Genomic DNA, 20,004 nt, shown 5'->3' with positions numbered 1-20,004 from the left:
GAGGGTACGGCCAGGTGGAGCGCAGGACGATCGGCGCGGGGGCGCTCGAAGTGGGTGCCGTCGGACTCGGCTGCATGCCGATGACCTGGGCGTACACCGGGTCGCGGCAGCGCGGCGACGCGTCGCTGCGCACCGTGCACGCCGCGTTGGACGCCACGGGTGCCGCCGGCCCGGGGGTGACGCTGCTGGACACCGCGGACATGTACGGGCCGTTCACCAATGAGCTGCTGGTCGGCCGGGTGCTCAAGGAGCGGCGCGGGGAGGCGTTCGTGTCGACGAAGTGCGGGCTGCTCGTGGGTGAGCAGCACATCGTCGCCAACGGCCGCCCCGGCTATGTGAAGCGGGCCTGCGACGCCTCGCTGCGGCGCCTCCAGACCGAGACGATAGACCTGTACCAGCTGCATCGCGCCGACCCCGAGGTGCCCATCGAGGAGACGTGGGGCGCGATGGCCGAGCTGGTCGCCGCCGGGAAGGTGCGGGCTCTTGGGCTCTGCGCGGTAGGCGCCCGGGCTCGACGGCGTGCGGCGCCGGGGCGGCCCGGGGCGAATCCAGGGCCTGGGACCGGGTCCGGGCTGCATGATGTGACGCTGCGGCAGCTGGAGCGGGTGCAGCAGGTCTTTCCGGTGAGCGCGGTGGAGGCCGAGCTGTCGGTGTGGTCGCCGGAGGCGCTGGAGGCGCTGCTGCCGTGGTGCGTGGCGCGCGGGGTGGGCTTCCTCGCGGCGATGCCGCTGGGGAATGGTTTCCTCACCGGGACGCTGACGCCCGGCCAGGGCTTCGAACCGGACGATCTGCGGGCCCGGCACCCCCGCTTCACCGCCGAGATGATGGCGGCCAACCAGCCGCTCGTGGTGGGGCTGCGCCGGGTGGCGGAACGGCACGGGGCGACGCCCGCGCAGATCGCGCTGGCGTGGGTGCTCGCCCAGGGACGGCATGTGGTACCGATACCGGGGGCCAAGCGGGAGCGCTGGGCGGTGGAGAACGCCGGGGCGGCGGCGGTGCGGCTGACCGGGGTGGACCTGGCGGAGATCGACGCGCTGCCGGCGGCGTTGGGGTCGTGGGACTGAGCGCGCGGGGCGCGGGCGGTGTATGAACAGGACAAGCGCTGTATGAACAGGAGAAGCGCTGCGTCGAAGGGATCCTGATCGTGCAACGACCTGTAGTCACGGCCGTGTTGACCGCCGTCGTCCTGGCCCTCGCGGCCGGATGTTCGTCCGGCGGCTCGGACGAGCCGGACAACCGCGAGAGCCCCTCGAAGAGGGAGAGCGCGAGCGAGTCCCCCACCGGGAAGCCGGGCGCCGAGCCCCCGCCGCAGAAGGGCTCGGCGAAGGTCACCCGCACCCTCACCACCGGCCTCAAGTCCCCCTGGGGCCTCGCCGCGCTGCCCGGCGGGGACCTCCTGGTCTCCTCGCGCGACGAGGGCACGATCACCCGTGTCGACGGCACGACGGGCAAGAAGACGGAGCTGGGCGAGGTGCCCGGCGTCTCCCCCGGCGGCGAGGGAGGCCTGATGGGCCTCGCGCTCTCCCCCTCGTACGCCTCGGACCACATGGTGTACGCGTACTTCACGACGGAGTCCGACAACCGCGTCGCCCGCATGCTGTACGACGAGAAGAAGCCCTCCGGGGAGCAGCTCGGCGCGCCCGACACGGTCTTCAAGGGCATCCCCAAAGGCATGATCCACAACGGTGGCCGGATCGCCTTCGGCCCCGACAAGATGCTGTACGCGGGCGCGGGCGAGACGGGCGAGACGGGCCTCTCGCAGGACAAGAAGTCTCTGGGCGGCAAGATCCTGCGGCTGACCCCGGACGGGGAGCCCGCCCCCGACAACCCCTTCGAGGGCTCGCCCGTGTATTCGCTGGGCCACCGCAATGTGCAGGGCCTCGCCTGGGACGAGCAGAAGAGGCTGTGGGCCTCGGAGTTCGGCCAGGACACCTGGGACGAGCTGAACGAGATCAAGGCCGGGGAGAACTACGGCTGGCCGAAGGCCGAGGGCAAGGCGGGCGAGGAGGGCTTCCGCGACCCGGTCGCCCAGTGGCGCACCGCCGAGGCGTCACCGAGCGGCGTCGCCTACGCCGAGGGCTCGGTCTGGATGGCGGGGCTGCGCGGCGAGCGGCTGTGGCGCGTCCCGGTCCGGGGCGTGGCGGGCGATCCGAAGCCGCAGGCCTTCCTGAAGGGCGACCACGGCCGGCTGCGCACGGTGCTCGCGGCGGGCGGCGACAAGCTGTGGCTGGTCACGAACGAGACGGACTCGCGGGGGACTCCCGAGAAGGGGGACGACAAGATCCTGGAGGTGGAGGTCAAGTAGGTCAGCCGTCGGCGTCGCGGGAACGCGGCGCCTCATCCGAACCAGAACCCTCGTCGGAACCAGAGGCCTCGTCGGAACCAGAACCCTCGTCGCCGCGGGGCGACGGGACCGGGGGGCGCACGGCTGGGCGCACGACCACCTTGCCCGACGTCAGGTCTATCGGCCCCCGCCCGGGGTCACCGTCGGCGAGGTCGACGCGGGTCATCTCCAGACGCTTTTGCTCGTCGTCGGTGTGCTTGCGCCCCGGTGCGAACAGAGCCTCTATCGCGTTGAACACTGCGCCTCCCTGGGGCCGAGTTCCTGCCGTCAAGCGTAAGTGAGGCCCCACGAAACGGGCCGGGAGCGAAGAGGCGCAGGTCAGCCGCGGCTCGCGGGCGGGAAGAGCCGCAGCCGGTGGGCCAGGGCGGCGGCCTCGCCCCGGCCGGTGACGGAGAGCTTGGCGAGGATGTTGGAGACGTGGACGCTCGCCGTCTTCGGGGAGATGAACAGCTCCTCGGCGATCTGGCGGTTGCTGCGGCCCACCGCCACCAGGCGCAGGACGTCCCGCTCCCGGCTGGTCAGACCGAGCGCCTCGGCGGGGTCGGCCGGGGCGGCGGGGGCGGGTGTGCCCTCGGCGGGGTGCAGGGTGAGGCGGGCCCGCTGGGCGAGCCCGGTGATCGACTCGGTGAGGGGCCGCGCACCCAGCCGCTCGGCCTCCTCGGCCGCTTGGCGCAGCAGGTGGGCGGCGCGGTCGCGGTCGGTGCCGTCCGGGGCGAGGAGCGCCTCGGCGAGGCGCAGGCGGGCGAGGGCGAGTTCGTAGGGCCGGTCCAGGGGTTCGACGGCGGTGACCACGGCGGTCCAGTCGGCGGGGCCGTCGCGGCCCTCGGCGCGCAGCAGTTCGGCGCGGGTCCACGCGTCGTAGGCGCGCCAGAGCGGGATCGGCGTGGCGAGGGACTTGGTCACCGCGCGGATGCGTGCGAGGGCGGCGGGGCGGCCTTCCTCGGCGGCGGGCAGGCCGCGGGCGTCGGCCTCCATCGCGGCGGCGGCGAGCAGCAGCGGCCAGCCGTGCCGGTAGGTGCCGAAGGGGAGCCCGGAGGCGAGGTGGCGTTCGACCTCGGCGCGGCCGTCCAGGACGCGGCCCTCTGCCGCGGCGATGCCGACGGCGATGCGGGCCAGCGGCAGGGTGTACTGCGGCTGCGGGTCGTGGGTGCCGTAGTGGTGGTGGGCGGCCTGGAGGTGGCGGGTCGCGGCGTCGTGGTCGCCGCGGCAGAGGGCCATGCGCGCCATGCACTGCTCGGCGGAGCCCCGCGGCTTTGAACTCTGTACGCAGCGCTGGGTCTGGACGGCGGCCTCGGTGGCCTCCTCCCAGCGGCCGAGGGAGAGGAAGGACTCGCAGGCGTTGGCCCAGACCCAGCCCTCGGTGTCCATCAGGCCGTATTTCCGGCAGAACTCGATGCCCTCCATCGCGACCTTCACGGCCTCGGCGGAACGGCCGACCCCTTCGAGGGCGGAGGGGAGGTTGATGTGGGCGCGGCTGAGGTCGGCGACCAGGCCCTGTTCGACGACGCGGTCCCTGACCTCGTACATCTCGGCGAGGCCGGTCTCCGGGTCGCCCGCTTCTATGAGGAGGTTGCCGCGGGTGAGGCGGGCGTTCAGCTCGATGGTGTCGGCCTTGACCATGCGGGCGTACTCGACCGCGCGTTCGGCTGCGGCCATGGTGTCGGGGCCCGGGTCGTGCAGCATCCCCCAGGAGGCGCGGTGGACGAGTACGTCCGCGTGCACTTCGGAGGGCGGCAGGCCGCGCATCAGCTCCTGGGCCTTGGCGATCTCGGCCCAGCCGTCGCCGCGGCCGAGGGTGGAGACGAGGCGGGAGCGCTGGACCCAGAACCAGGCGGAGCGCAGGGGGGCGTCCTCGCCCTCCAGGAGGCGCAGGGCGCGCTTGGTGCTCTTCAGGGCGCGGTCGCGTTCGCCGCAGAGCCGTCCGGCGACGGTGGCCTCGGCCATCAGGTCCAGATAGCTCAGCGGGGCGGTGGTGGGGTCGCAGCTGTCGCAGTCGGGGTAGCCCTCGACGTAGTCGGCGGGGCGCAGTTCCGCGCGGACGCCGTCGGGGGCGTCGTCCCACAGCTCCATCGCCCGTTCCAGGAGGCGCAGTTGCTCGGCGTAGGCGTGCCGGTGGCGGGCCTCGACGGAGGCTCTGAGGACGGCGGGCAGGGCCTTGGCCGCGTCGTGCGCGTAGTACCAGTAGGTGGCGAGGCGGGCGGCGCGCTGGTCGGCGGCGACGAGGCCGGGGTCGGCCTCCAGGGCCTCGGCGAAGCGGCGGTTGATGCGGGAGCGTTCGCCGGGCAGCAGGTCGTCGCTGATGGCCTCGCGGACCAGGGAGTGCCGGAAGCGGTAGCCGTCGCCCTCGGGCGAGGCGAGCAGGATGTTGGCGCCGACGGCGGCCCGCAACGCCTCGATCAGGTCGTCCTCGCCGAGCCCGGCGACCTCGGCGAGGAGTTCGTACTCGACGGTGGAGCCGCCCTCCGCGACGATCCGTGCCACGCGCTGGGTGTCCTCGGGCAGTTCCTCGACGCGTACGAGGAGCAGGTCGCGCAGCGAGTCGGTGAGGCCCGCGCAGCTGCCGCCGTGGGTGGCGACGGCGAGTTCCTCGACGAAGAAGGCGTTGCCGTCGGATCGGTCGAATACCTCGTCCACCAGGGACTGTTCGGGCTCGGCGGCGAATATCCCGGCCATCTGGCGGGCGACTTCGTCCCTGCTGAAGCGGCCGAGTTCCAGGCGCCGCACCGTGCGCAGCCGGTCGAGTTCGGCGAGCAGGGGGCGCAGCGGGTGGCGGCGGTGGATGTCGTCGGCGCGGTAGGTGGCGAGGAGGACGAGGCGGCCGCCGCGCAGGGTGCGGAAGAGGTAGGCGAGGAGGTGGCGGGTGGAGGCGTCGGCCCAGTGCAGGTCCTCCAGGGCGACGACGACCGTGCGTTCGCGGGAGAGGCGTTCCAGGAGGCGGGCGGTCAGCTCGAAGAGCCGTGCCATGTCCTGTTCGTCGGATCTGCCGCCGGGGCCGGTGGGGCGCGGGGCCGCGCCGGCCAGTTCGGGCAGGAGCCGGGCGAGTTCCTCCTCCTGCCCCGCCGCTGCGGCGGCCAGTTCGTCGGGCAGTTGGCGGCGCAGGGCGCGCAGGGCGGTGGAGAAGGGGGCGAACGGCAGGCCGTCGGCGCCGATCTCCACGCAGCCGCCGAGCGCGACGACGGCGCCCCGCTTCTCGGCGGCTTCGGTGAACTCCTCGATGAGGCGGGTCTTGCCGACGCCTGCCTCACCGCCGAGCAACAACGCCTGCGGCTCGCCCGTGCCCGGGGCCCCGGCTCCTGAGAGCGGGGTGCCCGTGGCACGGTCGAGCGCTTCGTTCAGTATGGCCAGTTCGTCGGCGCGGCCGACGAACACGGGACTGACGGACCTGGTCTGCACGCCCGCGAGCATCGCACAGTGTGGGGAGGTCGGGGCGGTCAATTTCGGTGCGGTGGTCCAGGCCAGGGGCCTTTTCGGCCGCCGCGGGGCCCCCGGCGTCCGACCGCGCGGGTGCGGTGCGGACGCCGGGGCGGGCCCGTTCACCTCAGGCGGCCCGTGTGAAGCGGGACTTCCACAGGGGCGCGCTCACCCGCCCTTCCGTTTTGTCGCGGCCGGAGCGGCGGGCGGCGGCGCGGTTGCCGCGGGCCTCGCGGATCAGGCGGCGGCGGTCGGCCTCCCGGACGAGGTCGGCGGCGCGCATCTGGTGCATCTCGTACTCGAACATCTTCTGCCCCTCGGGTTCTCTGAGCCTGTGTTCTCTCAGTGGCGGGTGGTGCCATCGCTCTCTGCGATGACTCCACTCTCGTCTCCCAGGGGGGTCCCCCACATCGGTCGAGTTGCGGATCTCCGGGGGGCCGGGGGCCTTAGGTACGACGAGGGGCGGGCCGGGGGCCTTAGCCCCTGACCCGCCCCTGCCTTACCCCTGCCCTGTCTACGTACGCGATGCCTCAGGAAGGTGCCGACGGGAGGGAGAGCAGCAGGTCCGAGTACTTGGCGACGGCGAGGATCAGCCCGATCACGCCGAGCACGACACCCGCCCACGCCACGGACTTGATCCAGGGCGCCTGCTCCTGGCCGGGGGCGCCGAAGGCGGGCCTGACCAGGACCACGAAACCGGCGATCAGGGCGGCGAGCGCGAAGACGCCCGCGATCAGCGCGGTCGCCTTCCACGAGTCGCCGTACAGGGCCTCGATCGTCTTGGCGGCGCCTGCCGTCTGCGAGGTCTCCATCTGCCCGTAGAGGTTCTCGCGGGCCGCGGCGACCGTGCCGAGCCAGCCGCCGGAGAGGCCGATGACGCCGAGCGCGACGGAGACGACGGCGCCCGCGCCCTGGCCGACCCCGGCGGACGTGACGGGCCCTGCCGCTGAGGCGTCGGCCGCCTCGATGTCGTCGTCCTCCTCGTCGGTCAGCTCCGCGTCGGCCGCGGCGTCGGTGCCGTCCCCGGTGCCCTCCGCGTCCTTCGTGACGTCGACCTTGGACGCCTTCGCCGGCGCCGGCTCCTCGGTCCCGGTCACTTCTTCGGCCCCGGTCACTTCCTCGGTCCCGGCGGCATCCTTGGCCCCGGCCGCGTCCTTCGTCTCAGTACCCATGCGCCGCACCGTACGGACGGAGTCTGAGAGCTGTCTTAACGAGCCGTCTCAGCCCACGCGTCCGCGGGCGAGGCCGCGTCCCTCGCCGCCCGCCACTCCGGAGCGAGGACGGACCAGACCTCCATGTCGTGCCGCACCCCCTGCCAGGGGAAGCTCTCCCGCAGCACGCCGTCCTTGGTGAAGCCGAGCCGCTGGGCGGTGACCTTGCTGCGGTCGTTGCGGGACGAGACCAGCCACTCCACGCGGTGCATGCCGCGCTGTTCGACCGCCCAGTCGATGAGGGTCCGCGAGGCCTTGTTCACGAGCCCGCGCCCGGTGGCCGACGGTTCGAGCCAGACGCCGATCTCGCAGCAGTCGGTGCTCGTGTCGAAGATCCGGAAGAGGACGCCGCCGACGAGTGTGCCGTCGAGCCAGATGCCGTAGAGGCGCCCGGTGTCGGAGGCCGCCTTCTCCGCGTACGTGCGCAGGAAGCTCCGCGCCGTCTCCAGGTCCTTCACGGCCACGGTCAAGGGCACCCACGGCCCGGCGTACTCACGCGCCCGGTCGACGTGCTCGATGAACTCCGCCGCCTGCCACGGTTCGATCGGCCGCAGCTCAGCGCCCTCGGCCAGCGATATCGCGAACATCCCGCTCCTTCAGCCCACTAGCGTCCGCGTCTGTGTCCCGACGCCCGGGGATCTTCGCACGCCCGTCGCGCACATTCGAGCGACATTCGGGGGGCTCGATGCTGATGCGGGGCAGCACGCGGTCGAGGCCTTTCGGCAGCCACCAGTTGGCGCCGCCGAGCAGGTGCATGAGGGCGGGCACGAGCAGGGTCCGCAGGACGAAGGCGTCGAGCGCGACGGCCGCCGCGAGGGCGATGCCGAACATCGCGATGACGCGGTCGCCGCTGAGGACGAAGGCGAGGAAGACCGAAATCATGATCACGGCCGCGGAGTTGATCACGCGGCTGGTCTCGGCGAGGCCGACCCGCACGGCCCGCCGGTTGTCGCCGGTCTCCAGCCACTCCTCGTACATCCGGCTGACCAGGAAGACCTGGTAGTCCATGGAGAGCCCGAAGAGGACGGAGACCATGATCACGGGCAGGAAGGGCTCGATGGGCCCGGCCGCACCGAGCCCGAGCAGCTCGCTCCCCCAGCCCCACTGGAAGATCGCGACGACGATCCCGAACGCGGAGGCGACGGCGGCGACGTTCATCACGGCGGCCTTGAGCGGGATGCCGACGGAGCGGAAGGCGAGCAGGAGCAGGACGCAGCCAAGCCCGATGACGACGCCCACGAAGAGCGGCAGCTTCCCGATGATGATCTCCGCGAAGTCGTCGTAGCTCGCGGTGACGCCGCCGACCGCCACGTCCAGGGAGCTGTCCGCCTCGGCCGCGGGCAGCACGTCCTCGCGCAGCCGGTCGACGAGGTCGCTGGTCGCCTCGGACTGCGGGGAGGAGTCGGGCACGACGGTGAGGAAGGCGGTGCGGCCGTTCTCGTCGTACGTCACCGGGCTGACGGACGCGACGCCCTCGGTCGACTTCAGTGCCGTGCCCAGGTCGTCGAGGGCGTTGCGGTCGCCCGCGCCATAGACCTCGCTGACCAGTGTCAGGGGGCCGTTGACGCCGGGGCCGAAGCCGTCGGCGAGCAGGTCATAGGCCTGCCGGGTGGTGGCGGTCGCGGGGTTGTTGCCCTGGTCGGAGGTGCCCAGGTGGAGGGCGAGGGCGGGCAGCGCGAGCACGGCCATGACGAGCACCGCGATGCCGCCGAGGAGCTTGGGGTGGCGCTCCACGAAGGCGGCCCAGCGGGCGGCGAACCCGGTCGGCAGCTCCGGTTCGGGCCCGTGTGCGGCGAGGCGGCGGCGTTCGCGGCGGCTCAGGGCGCGCGGCCCGATCCAGGAGAGCAGCGCGGGCAGCAGGGTCACGGAGGCGGCGACGGTGAGGACGACGGTCAGCGAGGCGGCGATCGCCACGCCGTTGAGGAAGCCGAGGCGCAGGATGAGCATCCCGAGCAGGGCGATGCAGACGGTGGCGCCCGCGAAGACGACGGCGCGCCCGGTGGTGGCCACCGCCCGCTCGGCGGCCTCGGCGACGGGCAGGCCGCGTTTGAGGCCCTTGCGGTGCCGGGTCACGATGAACAGGGCGTAGTCGATGCCGACGCCGAGGCCGATCAGGGTGCCGAGCATCGGCGCGAAGTCCGCGACGGTCATCAGGTGGCCGAGCAGCACTATGCCCGCGTACGCGATGCCGACGGAGACCAGCGCGGTGGCGATGGGCAGGGCGGCCGCGGCGAGCGAGCCGAAGGCCACGAAGAGGACGACGGCGGCGACGGCGACCCCGACGATCTCGGCGACCTTGGCGCTCTTGGACTCCGTGAGCGCGATGGCGGTGCCCCCCAGCTCGACCTGGAGCCCCTCCGATTCGGCGGCCTTGGCGGTGTCGACGACGGCCCGGGCGTCGGCCTCGGCGATCTCGTCGGCCTGCTCGCGGAAGGTGACGGTGGCGTAGGCGGTGCGGCCGTCCTGGCTGATCCGGCCCGCGCCCTCGCGGTCGTAGGGGCTGGTCACGGAGGCCACGGCGGGCAGCTCGGCGATCTTGTCCAGGGTGTCGGACATGGTCCGCTCGATGTCGGCCGCGCGGACGGAGGCGGCGGGGCCGGTGGCATCGGGGCCGGTGTGCCAGACGATGGTGTCGCTGTCGCCGCCGAGGCCGTGGAAGCCCTTGTCCAGGAGCTGGGTCGCGCGGCCGGATTCGGTGCCGGGGACCTCGTAGTCGTTCGAGTACGAGGATCCGGCGAGGGTGGCCGCGGTCGTGGCGCCGCCGAGTACGAGGAGCCAGAGCAGAACGGTGAGTAGACGGTGCCTGACGCACCAGCGTGCGAGTGCTCCCACGTACTGGCTCCCTGGGTGATTCGTGGATCTTTATCGGGAACAGCAGTGAATCAACTGAACAGCCCGCAAAGAACGCATGAGCGGCGACATGCGCCATAAACACCTTGACAGCCCCTGGAGATCCTTGGTCCCTTTCGTGGCCTTACTCACAAGGGCCCGAGGTGTGCGCGGAGGTACCTGGGGGAACCTCCGCGCACCGGCACGCGCCGGGCGTCAGCCCGACACGCTCGCCCGTCCGTTCTCGATGTGGCCCATGAGGCGGCGGCGGAACGCGGTGTCCCGGTCGGCGGTGACCTCGATGTCGTACCAGCCGTGCTCGTCCTCGGTCCGCCAGGCGACGGTGCGGCTGCTGCCCGCCCTGACGCGGACGGTACGGGTCCGGCGCCGGATGTCCTCTTCGTCCACGTATCCGAGCGGCTTGACGGTGAAGACCAGCTCGGCCCGGCCGCGGTTGGCCAGGGTGAGGTGCAGCTCGCGGCGGGTGATCGCGGAGGCGAGCCGCGCACCGCCGTCCTTGCCGCCCTTCTCTCCCTTGCCGCCCTCAGCGCCCTTTCCGCCCTCGAACTCGCGTCGGAAGCCGTTCGGCCCGGTGACCGTGAACGCGTACGTGTCGCCCGGCACCGGCACGGTCCACGCGCCCTTGCGCACGACGTCCTGGTGCTGGGGGGCCGGGAACTCGCCCGCGTAGGGGTAGAGCGCGAAGTGCGCGCTGGAGCTGCCGCCGTTGCGCAGCCGCACCGTGAGCGTGCCGTCCTCGCCGGGCCGCACGTCCGCGTCGGGCTGATACGGCAGCGGCCTGGCGCGCCGGACACCCGGCTCCTGGACCGGCATGGCCTGCTTCAGGGGCGGCTGCGGGGCCCAGCGCCCGCTGAACGGCGGAATGGCGCCCGGCTGTTCGATGTCCGGGCGGCGGTGCGCGCGCCGGAAGTCGAACGCGCCGGTGAGGTCGCCGGTGACCTTGCGCCGCCAGGCGCTGATGTTGGGCTCCTTGACGCCGGTCCACTTCTCCAGGAAGCGCACGACGGAGGTGTGGTCGAAGACCTCGGAGCAGACGTAGCCGCCGACGGTCCACGGCGAGACGACGAGCATGGGCACGCGCACGCCGAGCCCGGTCGGCCTGCCTTCCCAGCGCTCCTCCCGCTCCTCGGCGGAGTCGCCGCCGGGCACGGGCGGCGGGACGTGGTCGAAGAAGCCGTCGTTCTCGTCGTAGTTGATGAAGACGGCGGTACGGCGCCACACCTCGGGGTGGGAGGCGAGCGCGTCGAGGATCTTGTAGACGATGGTCGCGCTGTGGATGGGCGAGGAGACGCTGGGGTGCTCGGAGTCGAGCGCGGAAGGCACCAGATAGGTGACTTTCGCCAGCTTGCCGCCCGCCACGTCCTTGGCGAACTCCTCGGCGAGCCTGCCGGTCGGCACGCGCCGCAGGCCGCGCTCGAACAGGGACCGCTCGTGCTTGTCCAGCGTGGCGACGCCCTCTTCCAGGGCGGCGAGCAGCTTGGCGCGCTCGGCCTCGTCCTTGGCGTCGCGCACCTTGGCGTAGAAGGCCTCCATGAAGGTGAGGCCGGTCTTGGCCAGGGCCTTGCGGGCGATGGCCTTGAAGGTGGTGAAGAACTCGATCTGGTTGTCGGTGAAGTTCTCCCACTCCGTGTACGTCCGCCAGCTCACGCCCGCCTTCTCCAGGCGCTCGGCGTACGTGCCCCAGCCGTAGCCGGGGTGGGTGCCCTCGGCGTACGCGTCGTTGCCGACGGCCCGCTTGCCGTTCGCCTCGTACCCCGTCTTGCCGCTCCACAGGTGGTTGCGGTTGGGGCTGGTGGAGGTGTGGACGGAGGAGTGGTAGGCGTCGCAGACGGTGAAGGTGTCGGCGAGTTCGTAGTGCAGCGGGATGTCCTCGCGCGTGTAGTACGCCATCGTGGCCGCCGTCTTGGCGGTGATCCAGCCGTCCATCCAGCCGTCGTGCCAGGCCTTGGCGCCGCCGCTCCAGGAGTGGTCGAGGTCGCCGATGTACTGGAGGTCCTTCTTCTGCGCCTTGGCCGCCTCGCGGACGGGGAAGGGCAGGATGGTGCGCAGGACGCCGGGCTGCTCGAAGACCGACTTGCCGCTCGGCAGCCGGATGGCGTTGCGGTCGCCGAAGCCGCGCACTCCGCGCAGGGAGCCGAAGTAGTGGTCGAACGAGCGGTTCTCCTGCATCAGGATGACGACGTGCTCGATCGAGTCGAGACCGCCGCCTCGCGGCGGCTCGTGCGCGAGCGCCTCCCGCAGCGAGGGCGGCAGGAAGGAACCGGCGGCGGCCGCGCCGAGCGCGCCGCCGCCGATCGCCATCAGGCGTCTGCGCGATATCTCCGGAGTCACGTACGACCTCCCAGTAGTCCTGGCCGAATGCCAATGGTCCTCTGGTGATCCATTGACCTGTTCGGCGGGGACGCTAGTGACGTCCGGTTTCCTTGTGAAGGCCGAGGGACGAAGTCGGGGTGAACGTCCAAAAGGTCCCGTCCGCGCGGGCGTTGACGGGCCGCTTCGGCGCCGCCTTCGCGGGGGCGTTGTCAGTGGTGGGTGCCATCCTCGGAGGCATGGAGATCACCGCGCGCATCGCCGCTTTCACGGACCTGGTGGGGCCGCCGCCGGGCGCCGCGCCCGCCGTCGACTGGGCCGCGGTGGAAGCCTGGCTCGAAGTCCCGCTCCCGGCCGACTACAAGGCGCTGGTGTCGGCGTACGGCCCGGTCGAGGTGGGTCACGGCGCCGCGGCCGTCCGCCTGCACACGCCGTGCGTCAGCGCGGACGGGCGGTATGAGTACGGGGCCTGGGTGGTCGAGACGCACCGTCACTCCGCGATCCGGCCAAGCATGTTCACCCGGGAGCGGCGCCGCTTCCTGCCCGAGGAGGGCGGCCTCCTCGCCCTCGCCACGACGGCGGGCGGCGACCACCTGTTCTGGGACACCTCGGTCTCGAAGGACCCGGACGCGTGGCCGGTGGTGCTCCTGACCACGTCCATCGCCGTCGGCGAGGCCGAGCCGTGGGTGTCGTACGAAGCCCCGCTGCTGGACGTGCTGTCGGTGGCCGTCCGCGACAGCGCGGATGCCCGAGACGGCGCAGCTGCCCGCGACAGTGCGGCTGTCCGAGGCTGCGCGGCCGTCCGCACCTGGGCGCCGCTGGCCGGTGCCGCCCCCTGGGCCCCGCCGCCCCGGGGGACGTATGTGGACGCGCGCCAGCACTCCGCGCTCACCGAGGGCGAGGGACTGGAGGCGGTCACCGCGCTCATACCCCCGCCCCTGACACCCCATCTGGGCACGGGCACCTGGGAGCAGGTCTTCGCCCGGCTCGGCACCCGGCTGCCCACGGACTTCATCGCCCTCACCGAGCGGTACGGCGCGGGGAACTGGAGCTGGTGGCTGGACATGCCCGCCCCCCTGGACCTGGACGGCCGCTTCGGGCTCGCGGCCGACGCCGAGGAGATGCTGGAGGGCTACCGCACCCTGCGCGAGGCGCACCCCGAGTACTACCCCATGCCCGCCTGGCCCGAGCCCGGCGGCTTCCTGCCGTTCGCCTCGACCATCGACGGGGACATGATCGGCTGGTGCGCCGAGGGCGAGCCCGACAAGTGGCGCGTCGCCGTCAATCCGCGCCACTGCGACCAAGGCCCGCCGCTGCCGGGGAACTTCACCGAGACCCTGCTGAACTGGCTGCGCGGCGACGACCCGGCCACCGCCGGCTTCCCCGGGCTGCGCGCGGACCAGGACCCGTTGGAGTACATGTTCTTCGAACCGTTCGGCCCGCGCGGGGCCGGCTGACCGTGATCCCGCCGGGCCTTCGGGTACGGGTGAGGGGGCGGCGCCCCTGCCGGGTGCGCCGCCCCCTCACGCGGACGATGGCGGGGCTCAGCCCTCGCTGACGCCCAGCTTCTCCAGGATCAGCTCCTTGACGCGGGCCGCGTCAGCCTGGCCGCGGGTGGCCTTCATGACCGCGCCGACCAGGGCGCCGACCGCGGCGACCTTGCCGCCGCGGATCTTGTCGGCGATGGCGGCGTTGCCGGCGATGGCCTCGTCGACGGCGGCGGTGAGCGCGCCCTCGTCCGAGACGACCTTCAGGCCGCGCTTCTCGACGACCTCGTCCGGCGTGCCCTCGCCCTTCAGCACGCCCTCGATGACCTGGCGGGCCAGCTTGTCGTTCAGGTCACCCTTGGCGACCAGCTCGGCGACCCGGGCGACGTGCTCCGGGGTGATCGGCAGCGCGCCCAGCTCCACGCCCTGCTCGTTGGCGTGCCGGGCCAGCTCGCCCATCCACCACTTGCGGGCCGACGCGGCGTCCGCGCCCGCGTTGACGGTGGCGACGATCGGGCCGATGGCGTCGGCGTTGAGGATCGACTGCATGTCGTGCTCGGAGATGCCCCACTCCTCGCGGAGGCGGTTGCGGCGCACCCGCGGCAGCTCCGGGAGTCCGGCGCGCAGCTCCTCGACCCACTCGCGGGAGGGGGCGACGGGGACGAGGTCGGGCTCCGGGAAGTACCGGTAGTCCTCGGCGTTGTCCTTGATGCGGCCGGAGGTCGTGGAGCCGTCCTCCTCGTGGAAGTGACGGGTCTCCTGGATGATCGTGCCGCCGGAGTTCAGGACCGCCGCGTGGCGCTGGATCTCGAAGCGCGCCGCGCGCTCCACCGAGCGCAGCGAGTTGACGTTCTTCGTCTCGCTGCGCGTGCCGAACTCCTTCTGGCCCTTGGGGCGCAGGGAGAGGTTCACGTCGCAGCGCATCTGGCCCTTGTCCATACGGGCCTCGGAGACGTCCAGCGCCTTGATCAGCTCGCGCAGCTCGGCGACGTACGCCTTGGCGACCTCCGGGGCGCGCTCGCCCGCGCCCTCGATCGGCTTGGTGACGATCTCGATGAGCGGGATGCCGGCGCGGTTGTAGTCCAGGAGCGAGTGCGAGGCGCCGTGGATACGGCCCGTCGCGCCGCCCACGTGGGTCGACTTGCCGGTGTCCTCCTCCATGTGGGCGCGCTCGATCTCCACGCGGAAGACCTCGCCGTCCTCCAGCTGGACGTCCAGATAGCCGTTGAAGGCGATCGGCTCGTCGTACTGCGAGGTCTGGAAGTTCTTCGGCATGTCCGGATAGAAGTAGTTCTTCCGGGCGAAGCGGCACCACTCGGCGATCTCGCAGTGCAGCGCGAGGCCGATCTTGATGGCGGACTCGACGCCGATCTCGTTCACGACCGGCAGCGCGCCGGGCAGGCCGAGGCAGGTCGGGCAGGTCTGGCTGTTCGCGCCCTGCTTGAGGGTGGTCGAGCAGCCGCAGAACATCTTGGTCTTGGTGCCCAGCTCGACATGGACCTCAAGGCCCATGACGGGGTCGTACGTCGCGAGGGCATCCTCGTACGACACCAGGTCGGTAGTGACAGTCACGGTGAAACTTTCCCTCTCAGCCCAGCAGGACGTCGTCGTCGCCGAGGCGCTTGAGCTCCCGCAGGAGCAGCGCGACGCCGGTGGCGATGGCGGCAGCGGAGACGACGGCGTCCACGAGGCGGAGCGTGTCGTGTTCGCTGCGGGCCAGCTTGGCCTGCTTGAGCACGGAGACCGCGCCGAACGCGGTGGTGCCGATCGACAGATACGTACCGGTCTTGGACTTCTTGAAGCCCTTGGCCTTGTTCAGAGTGCTCACAGCGACGGTGCCTCCTCCAGCAGCGGGTGCCCCCACTTTTCCACGAAGGCGGCCTCGACGGCGGCTCCCACCTTGTAAAGGCGGTCGTCCTTCATGGCGGGGGCGATGATCTGCAGTCCGACGGGCAGGCCGTCCTCCGGCGCGAGGCCGCAGGGCAGCGACATGGCGGAGTTGCCCGCCAGGTTGGTCGGGATGGTGCACAGGTCGGCCAGGTACATGGCCATCGGGTCGTCGGCGCGCTCGCCGATCGGGAAGGCGGTGGTCGGGGTCGTCGGGGAGACGATCACGTCGACCTGCTCGAAGGCCGCCTCGAACTCACGGGTGATGAGCGTGCGGACCTTCTGGGCGCTGCCGTAGTACGCGTCGTAGTAGCCGGAGCTGAGCGCGTACGTACCCAGGATGATGCGGCGCTTGACCTCGTCGCCGAAGCCGGCCTCGCGGGTGAGGGCGGTGACGTCCTCGGCGGACTTCGTGCCGTCGTCGCCGACGCGCAGGCCGTAGCGCATGGCGTCGAACCGGGCGAGGTTCGAGGAGCACTCGGAGGGCGCGATCAGGTAGTACGCGGAGAGCGCCAGGTCGAAGGTCGGGCAGTCCAGCTCGACGATCTCGGCGCCCAGCGACTTCAGCAGCTCGACGGACTCGTCGAAGCGCTGGACGACACCGGCCTGGTAGCCCTCGCCGCGGAACTGCTTGACGACACCTACGCGCATGCCCTGGACGGAGCCGTTGCGCGCGGCCTCGACGACCGGCGGGACCGGGGCGTCGATGGACGTCGAGTCCAGCTCGTCGTGGCCGGCGATGGCCTCGTGCAGCAGCGCGGCGTCGAGGACGGTGCGGGCGCAGGGGCCGCCCTGGTCCAGGGAGCTGGAGAAGGCGACCATACCGTAGCGGGAGACGCCGCCGTAGGTGGGCTTGACGCCTACCGTGCCGGTGACGGCCGCGGGCTGGCGGATGGAGCCGCCGGTGTCCGTGCCGAGGGTCAGGGGGGCCTCATAGGCGGCGAGGGCGGCGGCCGAGCCGCCTCCGGAGCCGCCGGGGATGCGGGTGAGGTCCCAGGGGTTGCCGGTGGGGCCGTAGGCGCTGTTCTCGGTGGAGGACCCCATGGCGAACTCGTCCATGTTGGTCTTGCCGAGGATGACGACGTCGGCGGCCTTCAGCTTCTTGGTGACCGTCGCGTCGTACGGCGGGATCCAGCCCTCGAGGATCTTGGAGCCGACCGTGGTCGGGATGCCCTCGGTGGTGAAGATGTCCTTGAGCGCGACGGGGACGCCGGCCAGCGGGCCGAGCTTCTCGCCCTTGGCGCGCTTCTCGTCGACGGCGCGGGCCTGCGCGAGGGCGCCCTCGCGGTCGACGTACAGGAAGGCGTTCACCTTCTCGTCGACGGCGCCGATGCGGGCCAGGTGGGCCTCGGTGACCTCGACGGCCGTCAGCTCGCCGGAGGCGATCTTCGAGGCGATCTCGGCGGCGGTGAGCTTGATGATGTCCGTCATGTTCTTAGTCCTCCCCCAGGATCTGCGGCACCTTGAAACGCTGCTGCTCCTGGGCCGGGGCGCCCGAAAGCGCCTGCTCGGGGGTGAGCGACGGACGGACCTCGTCCGCGCGCATGACGTTCGTCAGCGGCAGCGGGTGCGAGGTCGGCGGTACGTCTTGGTCGGCGACCTCCGAGACGCGGGCGACCGCGCCGATGATGTCGTCGAGCTGTCCGGCGAAGTGGTCGAGCTCCTCGGCCTTCAGCTCCAGACGTGCAAGGCGGGCGAGGTGGGCGACCTCCTCGCGCGTGATGCCAGGCATGCGGCGATCCTCAGGGGTGAGTTTGCGGGTTGTGGTCCCAATCCTATGGGGCGGGGTGGCGTGGCCGTTAAACGGTTTCCCCGGGCGGCCCTGTGGGAAGCTTCTCGCCGCTCCGCTACGGGCCTCTCCCACCCACCCGCCCGTTTGCCCCGCACCGCCTCATACCCCAGGAGCAGCCCCGCACGGGAGAACGGCAGACGCCTACTTCACCACGTGCCCCGAGGACTCCCCCACGTCGGAGCCTTCAGCGAGGGCCGCCGCCGCCTCCGCCGCGACGTCCGCCGGGCGGCGCCAGCCGCGCGAGCCCCGCGCCCGCAGCCACGCGGTGGTCTCCTCGGGCGGCATCGCCGCGGCGACCAGCCACCCCTGCACCGCGTCGCACCCGAGGTCCCGCAGCCGCTCCCACGTCTCGTCGTCCTCGACGCCCTCGGCGACGACGAGCAGCCCCAGGGAGTGCGCGAGGTCCACCGTGCAGCGGACGATCTCCGCGTCCTCGTTGTCGATGGCGAGCCGCGCCACGAAGGAGCGGTCGATCTTCAGCTCGCTCACCGGGAGCCGCCGCAGATGGACCAGCGAGGAGTACCCCGTGCCGAAGTCGTCGAGCGACATCTTGACCCCGTGCCCGGTGAGCCCGGCCAGCGTGTCCGCCGCCCGCTGCGGATCCTCAAGGAGCACGTGCTCGGTTATCTCCAGTTGCAGCGCCCCCGCCGGGACCCCGTGCCGGGCGAGCCGCGCCGCGACCGCGCCCGCGAAACCGGGCGTGTGCACATCGCGCGGCGAGACGTTCACGGCGACCGGGACCTTCAGGCCCTGTGCCTGCCACTTGGCCACCTGGCCGAGGGCGGACTCAAGGACGTACTCCGTCAGGTGCGGCATCAGCCCGGAGGACTCGGCGATGGCGATGAACTCGTCCGGCGGCACCTTGCCGCGCTCGGGGTGCACCCACCGCACCAGCGCTTCGAGCCCCGCGACCTTGCCGTCGAAGCGGACCTTGGGCTGGTAGTGCAGTTCGACGTCGCCCGCGTCCAGCGCCCGCCGCAGATCCCCCAACAGGCCGAGCCTGTCCGGGGTGTTGGAGTCCCGCTTGGACTCGTACACCTCGACGCCGGTGCGGTCCCGCTTCGCCTGGTACATCGCCACGTCCGCCCGGCGCAGCAGCCCCTCCGCGTCGAGCGCGTGGTCGGGGAAGACGGCGAGGCCCGCGCTCGCCTCCAGGACGAGGGTGAGGCCGTCGAGGTCGAGGGGCGAGCCGAGCGCGGCGACCAGCTGGCGGGCCACGCGCGTGGCGGACGTCGTGGAGTCGGCGATGGGCAGCAGCACGGCGAACTCGTCGCCGCCGAGCCGGGCCGCCTCCGCGCCGCGCGGCAGGGCGAGCCGCAGCCGGTCCGCTATCTGCAACAGCAGCCGGTCACCGGCGAGGTGCCCGAGGGTGTCGTTGACCGACCGGAAACGGTCCATGTCGATCAGCATCAGGGCGGACCGCGCCCCGATCCGCTCGGCGTCGTCGAGAGCCGTCCAGGTCCGCTCCAGGAGCCACTGCCGGTTGGGCAGCCCGGTGAGCGGGTCCCGCAGCTGCTCCTCGGCCCGGGCGCGGGCGATCCACAGGGTGGAGTCGAGCGCGACGAGCGGGATCGCGAAGAGGGGCAGCAGGATCGGCAGGGAGATCGCCACCACGCAGATCAGCGGGGCGATGCCGAGCAGTGCGATGCCGAGGAGTCCCTGCCTCACCAGGGCCGTTCGGGTGACGGTCGGCAGGGCGCCGGTGCGCGGGGCGTGGACGTACCAGAGCAGTACGCGCGTGACGACGAGGTAGGCGACGGCGACCAGGGCCACTTCGGGGGCGGTGTACAGGTCCCAGGTCTCGGGGAGCCAGGGCGAGGCGGCCGTCGGTGAGGTGCCGAACGCGGCCAGGGTGAGGGCGCCCGCGCCGATGCCGAGGATGTCGACCGCGCCGTGCAGCACTCCCTGGCGCCAGCGGTGCCTGCGCGCGGCGCCGACCAGGACGACGACGGTGAGGCTGACCATGCCGGCGGGCACCCAGCCGTAGAGCAGGAGTACGGCGACGGTGAGCGCTCCGCCGGAGCCCGTGCCGCCCCACCAGCGGTCCCGGCCGAGGGCGACGAGGTGGGCGACGATGAGGCCGGTGAGGACGGCGAGCGACCAGCCCGCCGCGCCGGAGGGGAAGAGCGTGTGCGGGCCGGTGAGGGCCTGGAAGAAGCCGGTGCCGAGCAGGATCGCGGCGGCCGTGACGACCATGACGGGGAGCATCGGCCACGGGTCGCGGGGCTCGGGTGCGGTGGGGCCGCCCGCCATGGCCACGGCGCTCTCCGTGCCGCGGCCGGGGGTGGGGGCGGTCCAGGCCCGCTCGCGGGGTTCGATGGCGGTGCTCAGCGCTCCGGCCGCCGTCCCGCCGACGGTGGCCGGGCCGGTGGTCTGCTCGCCCCGGCGGCCGCGCAGCCAGGTGCCCGGCACGCACCACCGGCGCACGGGCAGCGGTGAGTCCGGGGCGGCGCTCTCGGTCGGTTCCATTCCCGTCCCTCTCACAGCCGGCGGTGCCCACGCCACACGGACGCGGCCCAATAGGCGGCCGGGTCCGCACATTCGTCCCCACGCTCTCGACGAGCGACGGGATGCACTGCTCCCGAACTCGTGCCGAGCAGGGGATGCCCCCTTCCACGCTCTTGTTGAGCAGGAGATACCCCGTTCGCAGCGGGGCACGGCAGGCGCACACCTCAACAGTAGGCCGCAGAAGGCTTCCACGGGCAGCGGTCG

Annotated in this window: 15 protein-coding genes; 3 read left to right on the top strand and 12 right to left on the bottom strand. The window is 72.3% G+C overall.

The features are described from left to right. Positions 1-14 precede the first annotated feature (14 nt). On the top strand, positions 15-1,064 hold the full coding sequence (locus DMA15_RS26495) for an aldo/keto reductase (RefSeq protein ID WP_125515264.1): 1,050 nt from the start codon (positions 15-17) through the stop codon (positions 1,062-1,064). Positions 1,065-1,138: 74 nt separating this feature from the next. Further along, positions 1,139-2,305: a PQQ-dependent sugar dehydrogenase gene (locus DMA15_RS26490; RefSeq protein ID WP_164551956.1), complete on the top strand. Its 1,167-nt coding sequence runs from the start codon at positions 1,139-1,141 to the stop codon at positions 2,303-2,305. Position 2,306: 1 nt separating this feature from the next. Here DMA15_RS26490 and DMA15_RS26485 read toward each other — a convergent pair whose 3' ends face one another. From DMA15_RS26485 to DMA15_RS26455, 7 genes are all read right to left on the bottom strand, one after another. After that, entirely contained in the window at positions 2,307-2,582 is a 276-nt protein-coding gene (locus DMA15_RS26485) for a DUF6191 domain-containing protein (protein ID WP_125515262.1), read from the bottom strand. Between the two features lie 80 nt (positions 2,583-2,662). Beyond that, positions 2,663-5,749, bottom strand: coding sequence for a LuxR family transcriptional regulator (locus DMA15_RS26480; protein ID WP_125518013.1), 3,087 nt, complete (start codon positions 5,747-5,749; stop codon positions 2,663-2,665). 133 nt (positions 5,750-5,882) lie between these two features. Then, a complete protein-coding gene (locus DMA15_RS26475; RefSeq protein WP_125515261.1) occupies positions 5,883-6,062 on the bottom strand; it encodes a hypothetical protein in 180 nt (59 codons plus the stop codon). A 223-nt stretch (positions 6,063-6,285) separates the two neighbouring features. Continuing rightward, the gene (locus tag DMA15_RS26470) at positions 6,286-6,927 is read right to left on the bottom strand and encodes a hypothetical protein (RefSeq protein WP_125515260.1); all 642 of its coding nucleotides are present in this window, start codon (positions 6,925-6,927) and stop codon (positions 6,286-6,288) included. 35 nt (positions 6,928-6,962) lie between these two features. Then, complete coding sequence (locus DMA15_RS26465; protein ID WP_125515259.1) at positions 6,963-7,553, bottom strand: GNAT family protein; 591 nt, start codon at positions 7,551-7,553, stop codon at positions 6,963-6,965. Beyond that, positions 7,522-9,798: an MMPL family transporter gene (locus tag DMA15_RS26460; RefSeq protein WP_125515258.1), complete on the bottom strand. Its 2,277-nt coding sequence runs from the start codon at positions 9,796-9,798 to the stop codon at positions 7,522-7,524. Before DMA15_RS26460 ends, DMA15_RS26465 begins: the two co-directional genes overlap by 32 nt. A gap of 213 nt (positions 9,799-10,011) precedes the next feature. After that, the gene (locus tag DMA15_RS26455; RefSeq protein WP_125515257.1) at positions 10,012-12,147 is read right to left on the bottom strand and encodes a phospholipase C, phosphocholine-specific; all 2,136 of its coding nucleotides are present in this window, start codon (positions 12,145-12,147) and stop codon (positions 10,012-10,014) included. 119 nt (positions 12,148-12,266) lie between these two features. On the opposite strand from DMA15_RS26455, the gene DMA15_RS26450 reads away from it, so the two are divergent. Continuing rightward, the gene (locus DMA15_RS26450; protein ID WP_240659937.1) at positions 12,267-13,583 is read left to right on the top strand and encodes an SMI1/KNR4 family protein; all 1,317 of its coding nucleotides are present in this window, start codon (positions 12,267-12,269) and stop codon (positions 13,581-13,583) included. Between the two features lie 87 nt (positions 13,584-13,670). On the opposite strand, the gene gatB is transcribed toward DMA15_RS26450, so the two are convergent. The 5 genes from gatB to DMA15_RS26425 all read right to left on the bottom strand — a co-directional run bounded on the left by gatB (position 13,671) and on the right by DMA15_RS26425 (position 19,761). Beyond that, positions 13,671-15,185 carry an Asp-tRNA(Asn)/Glu-tRNA(Gln) amidotransferase subunit GatB gene (gene gatB, locus DMA15_RS26445; RefSeq protein ID WP_125515256.1) on the bottom strand — a complete coding sequence of 505 codons (1,515 nt, stop codon included), beginning with the start codon at positions 15,183-15,185 and terminating at the stop codon, positions 13,671-13,673. 16 nt (positions 15,186-15,201) lie between these two features. Next, positions 15,202-15,441, bottom strand: coding sequence for a hypothetical protein (locus DMA15_RS26440; protein ID WP_125515255.1), 240 nt, complete (start codon positions 15,439-15,441; stop codon positions 15,202-15,204). Then, on the bottom strand, positions 15,438-16,931 hold the full coding sequence (gene gatA / locus DMA15_RS26435; protein WP_125515254.1) for an Asp-tRNA(Asn)/Glu-tRNA(Gln) amidotransferase subunit GatA: 1,494 nt from the start codon (positions 16,929-16,931) through the stop codon (positions 15,438-15,440). The genes DMA15_RS26440 and gatA overlap by 4 nt, the downstream gene beginning before the upstream one ends. Positions 16,932-16,935: 4 nt before the next feature. Further along, the gene (gene gatC / locus DMA15_RS26430) at positions 16,936-17,232 is read right to left on the bottom strand and encodes an Asp-tRNA(Asn)/Glu-tRNA(Gln) amidotransferase subunit GatC (protein WP_010984178.1); all 297 of its coding nucleotides are present in this window, start codon (positions 17,230-17,232) and stop codon (positions 16,936-16,938) included. A gap of 201 nt (positions 17,233-17,433) precedes the next feature. Further along, on the bottom strand, positions 17,434-19,761 hold the full coding sequence (locus DMA15_RS26425) for a bifunctional diguanylate cyclase/phosphodiesterase (protein WP_125515253.1): 2,328 nt from the start codon (positions 19,759-19,761) through the stop codon (positions 17,434-17,436). Between the last annotated feature and the right edge of the window lie 243 nt (positions 19,762-20,004).

The sequence above is a fragment of the Streptomyces sp. WAC 01529 genome (assembly GCF_003945545.1).
In the GTDB taxonomy this organism is placed as follows: domain Bacteria; phylum Actinomycetota; class Actinomycetes; order Streptomycetales; family Streptomycetaceae; genus Streptomyces; species Streptomyces anatolicus.
This window is presented reverse-complemented; position numbering and strand designations above follow the sequence as displayed.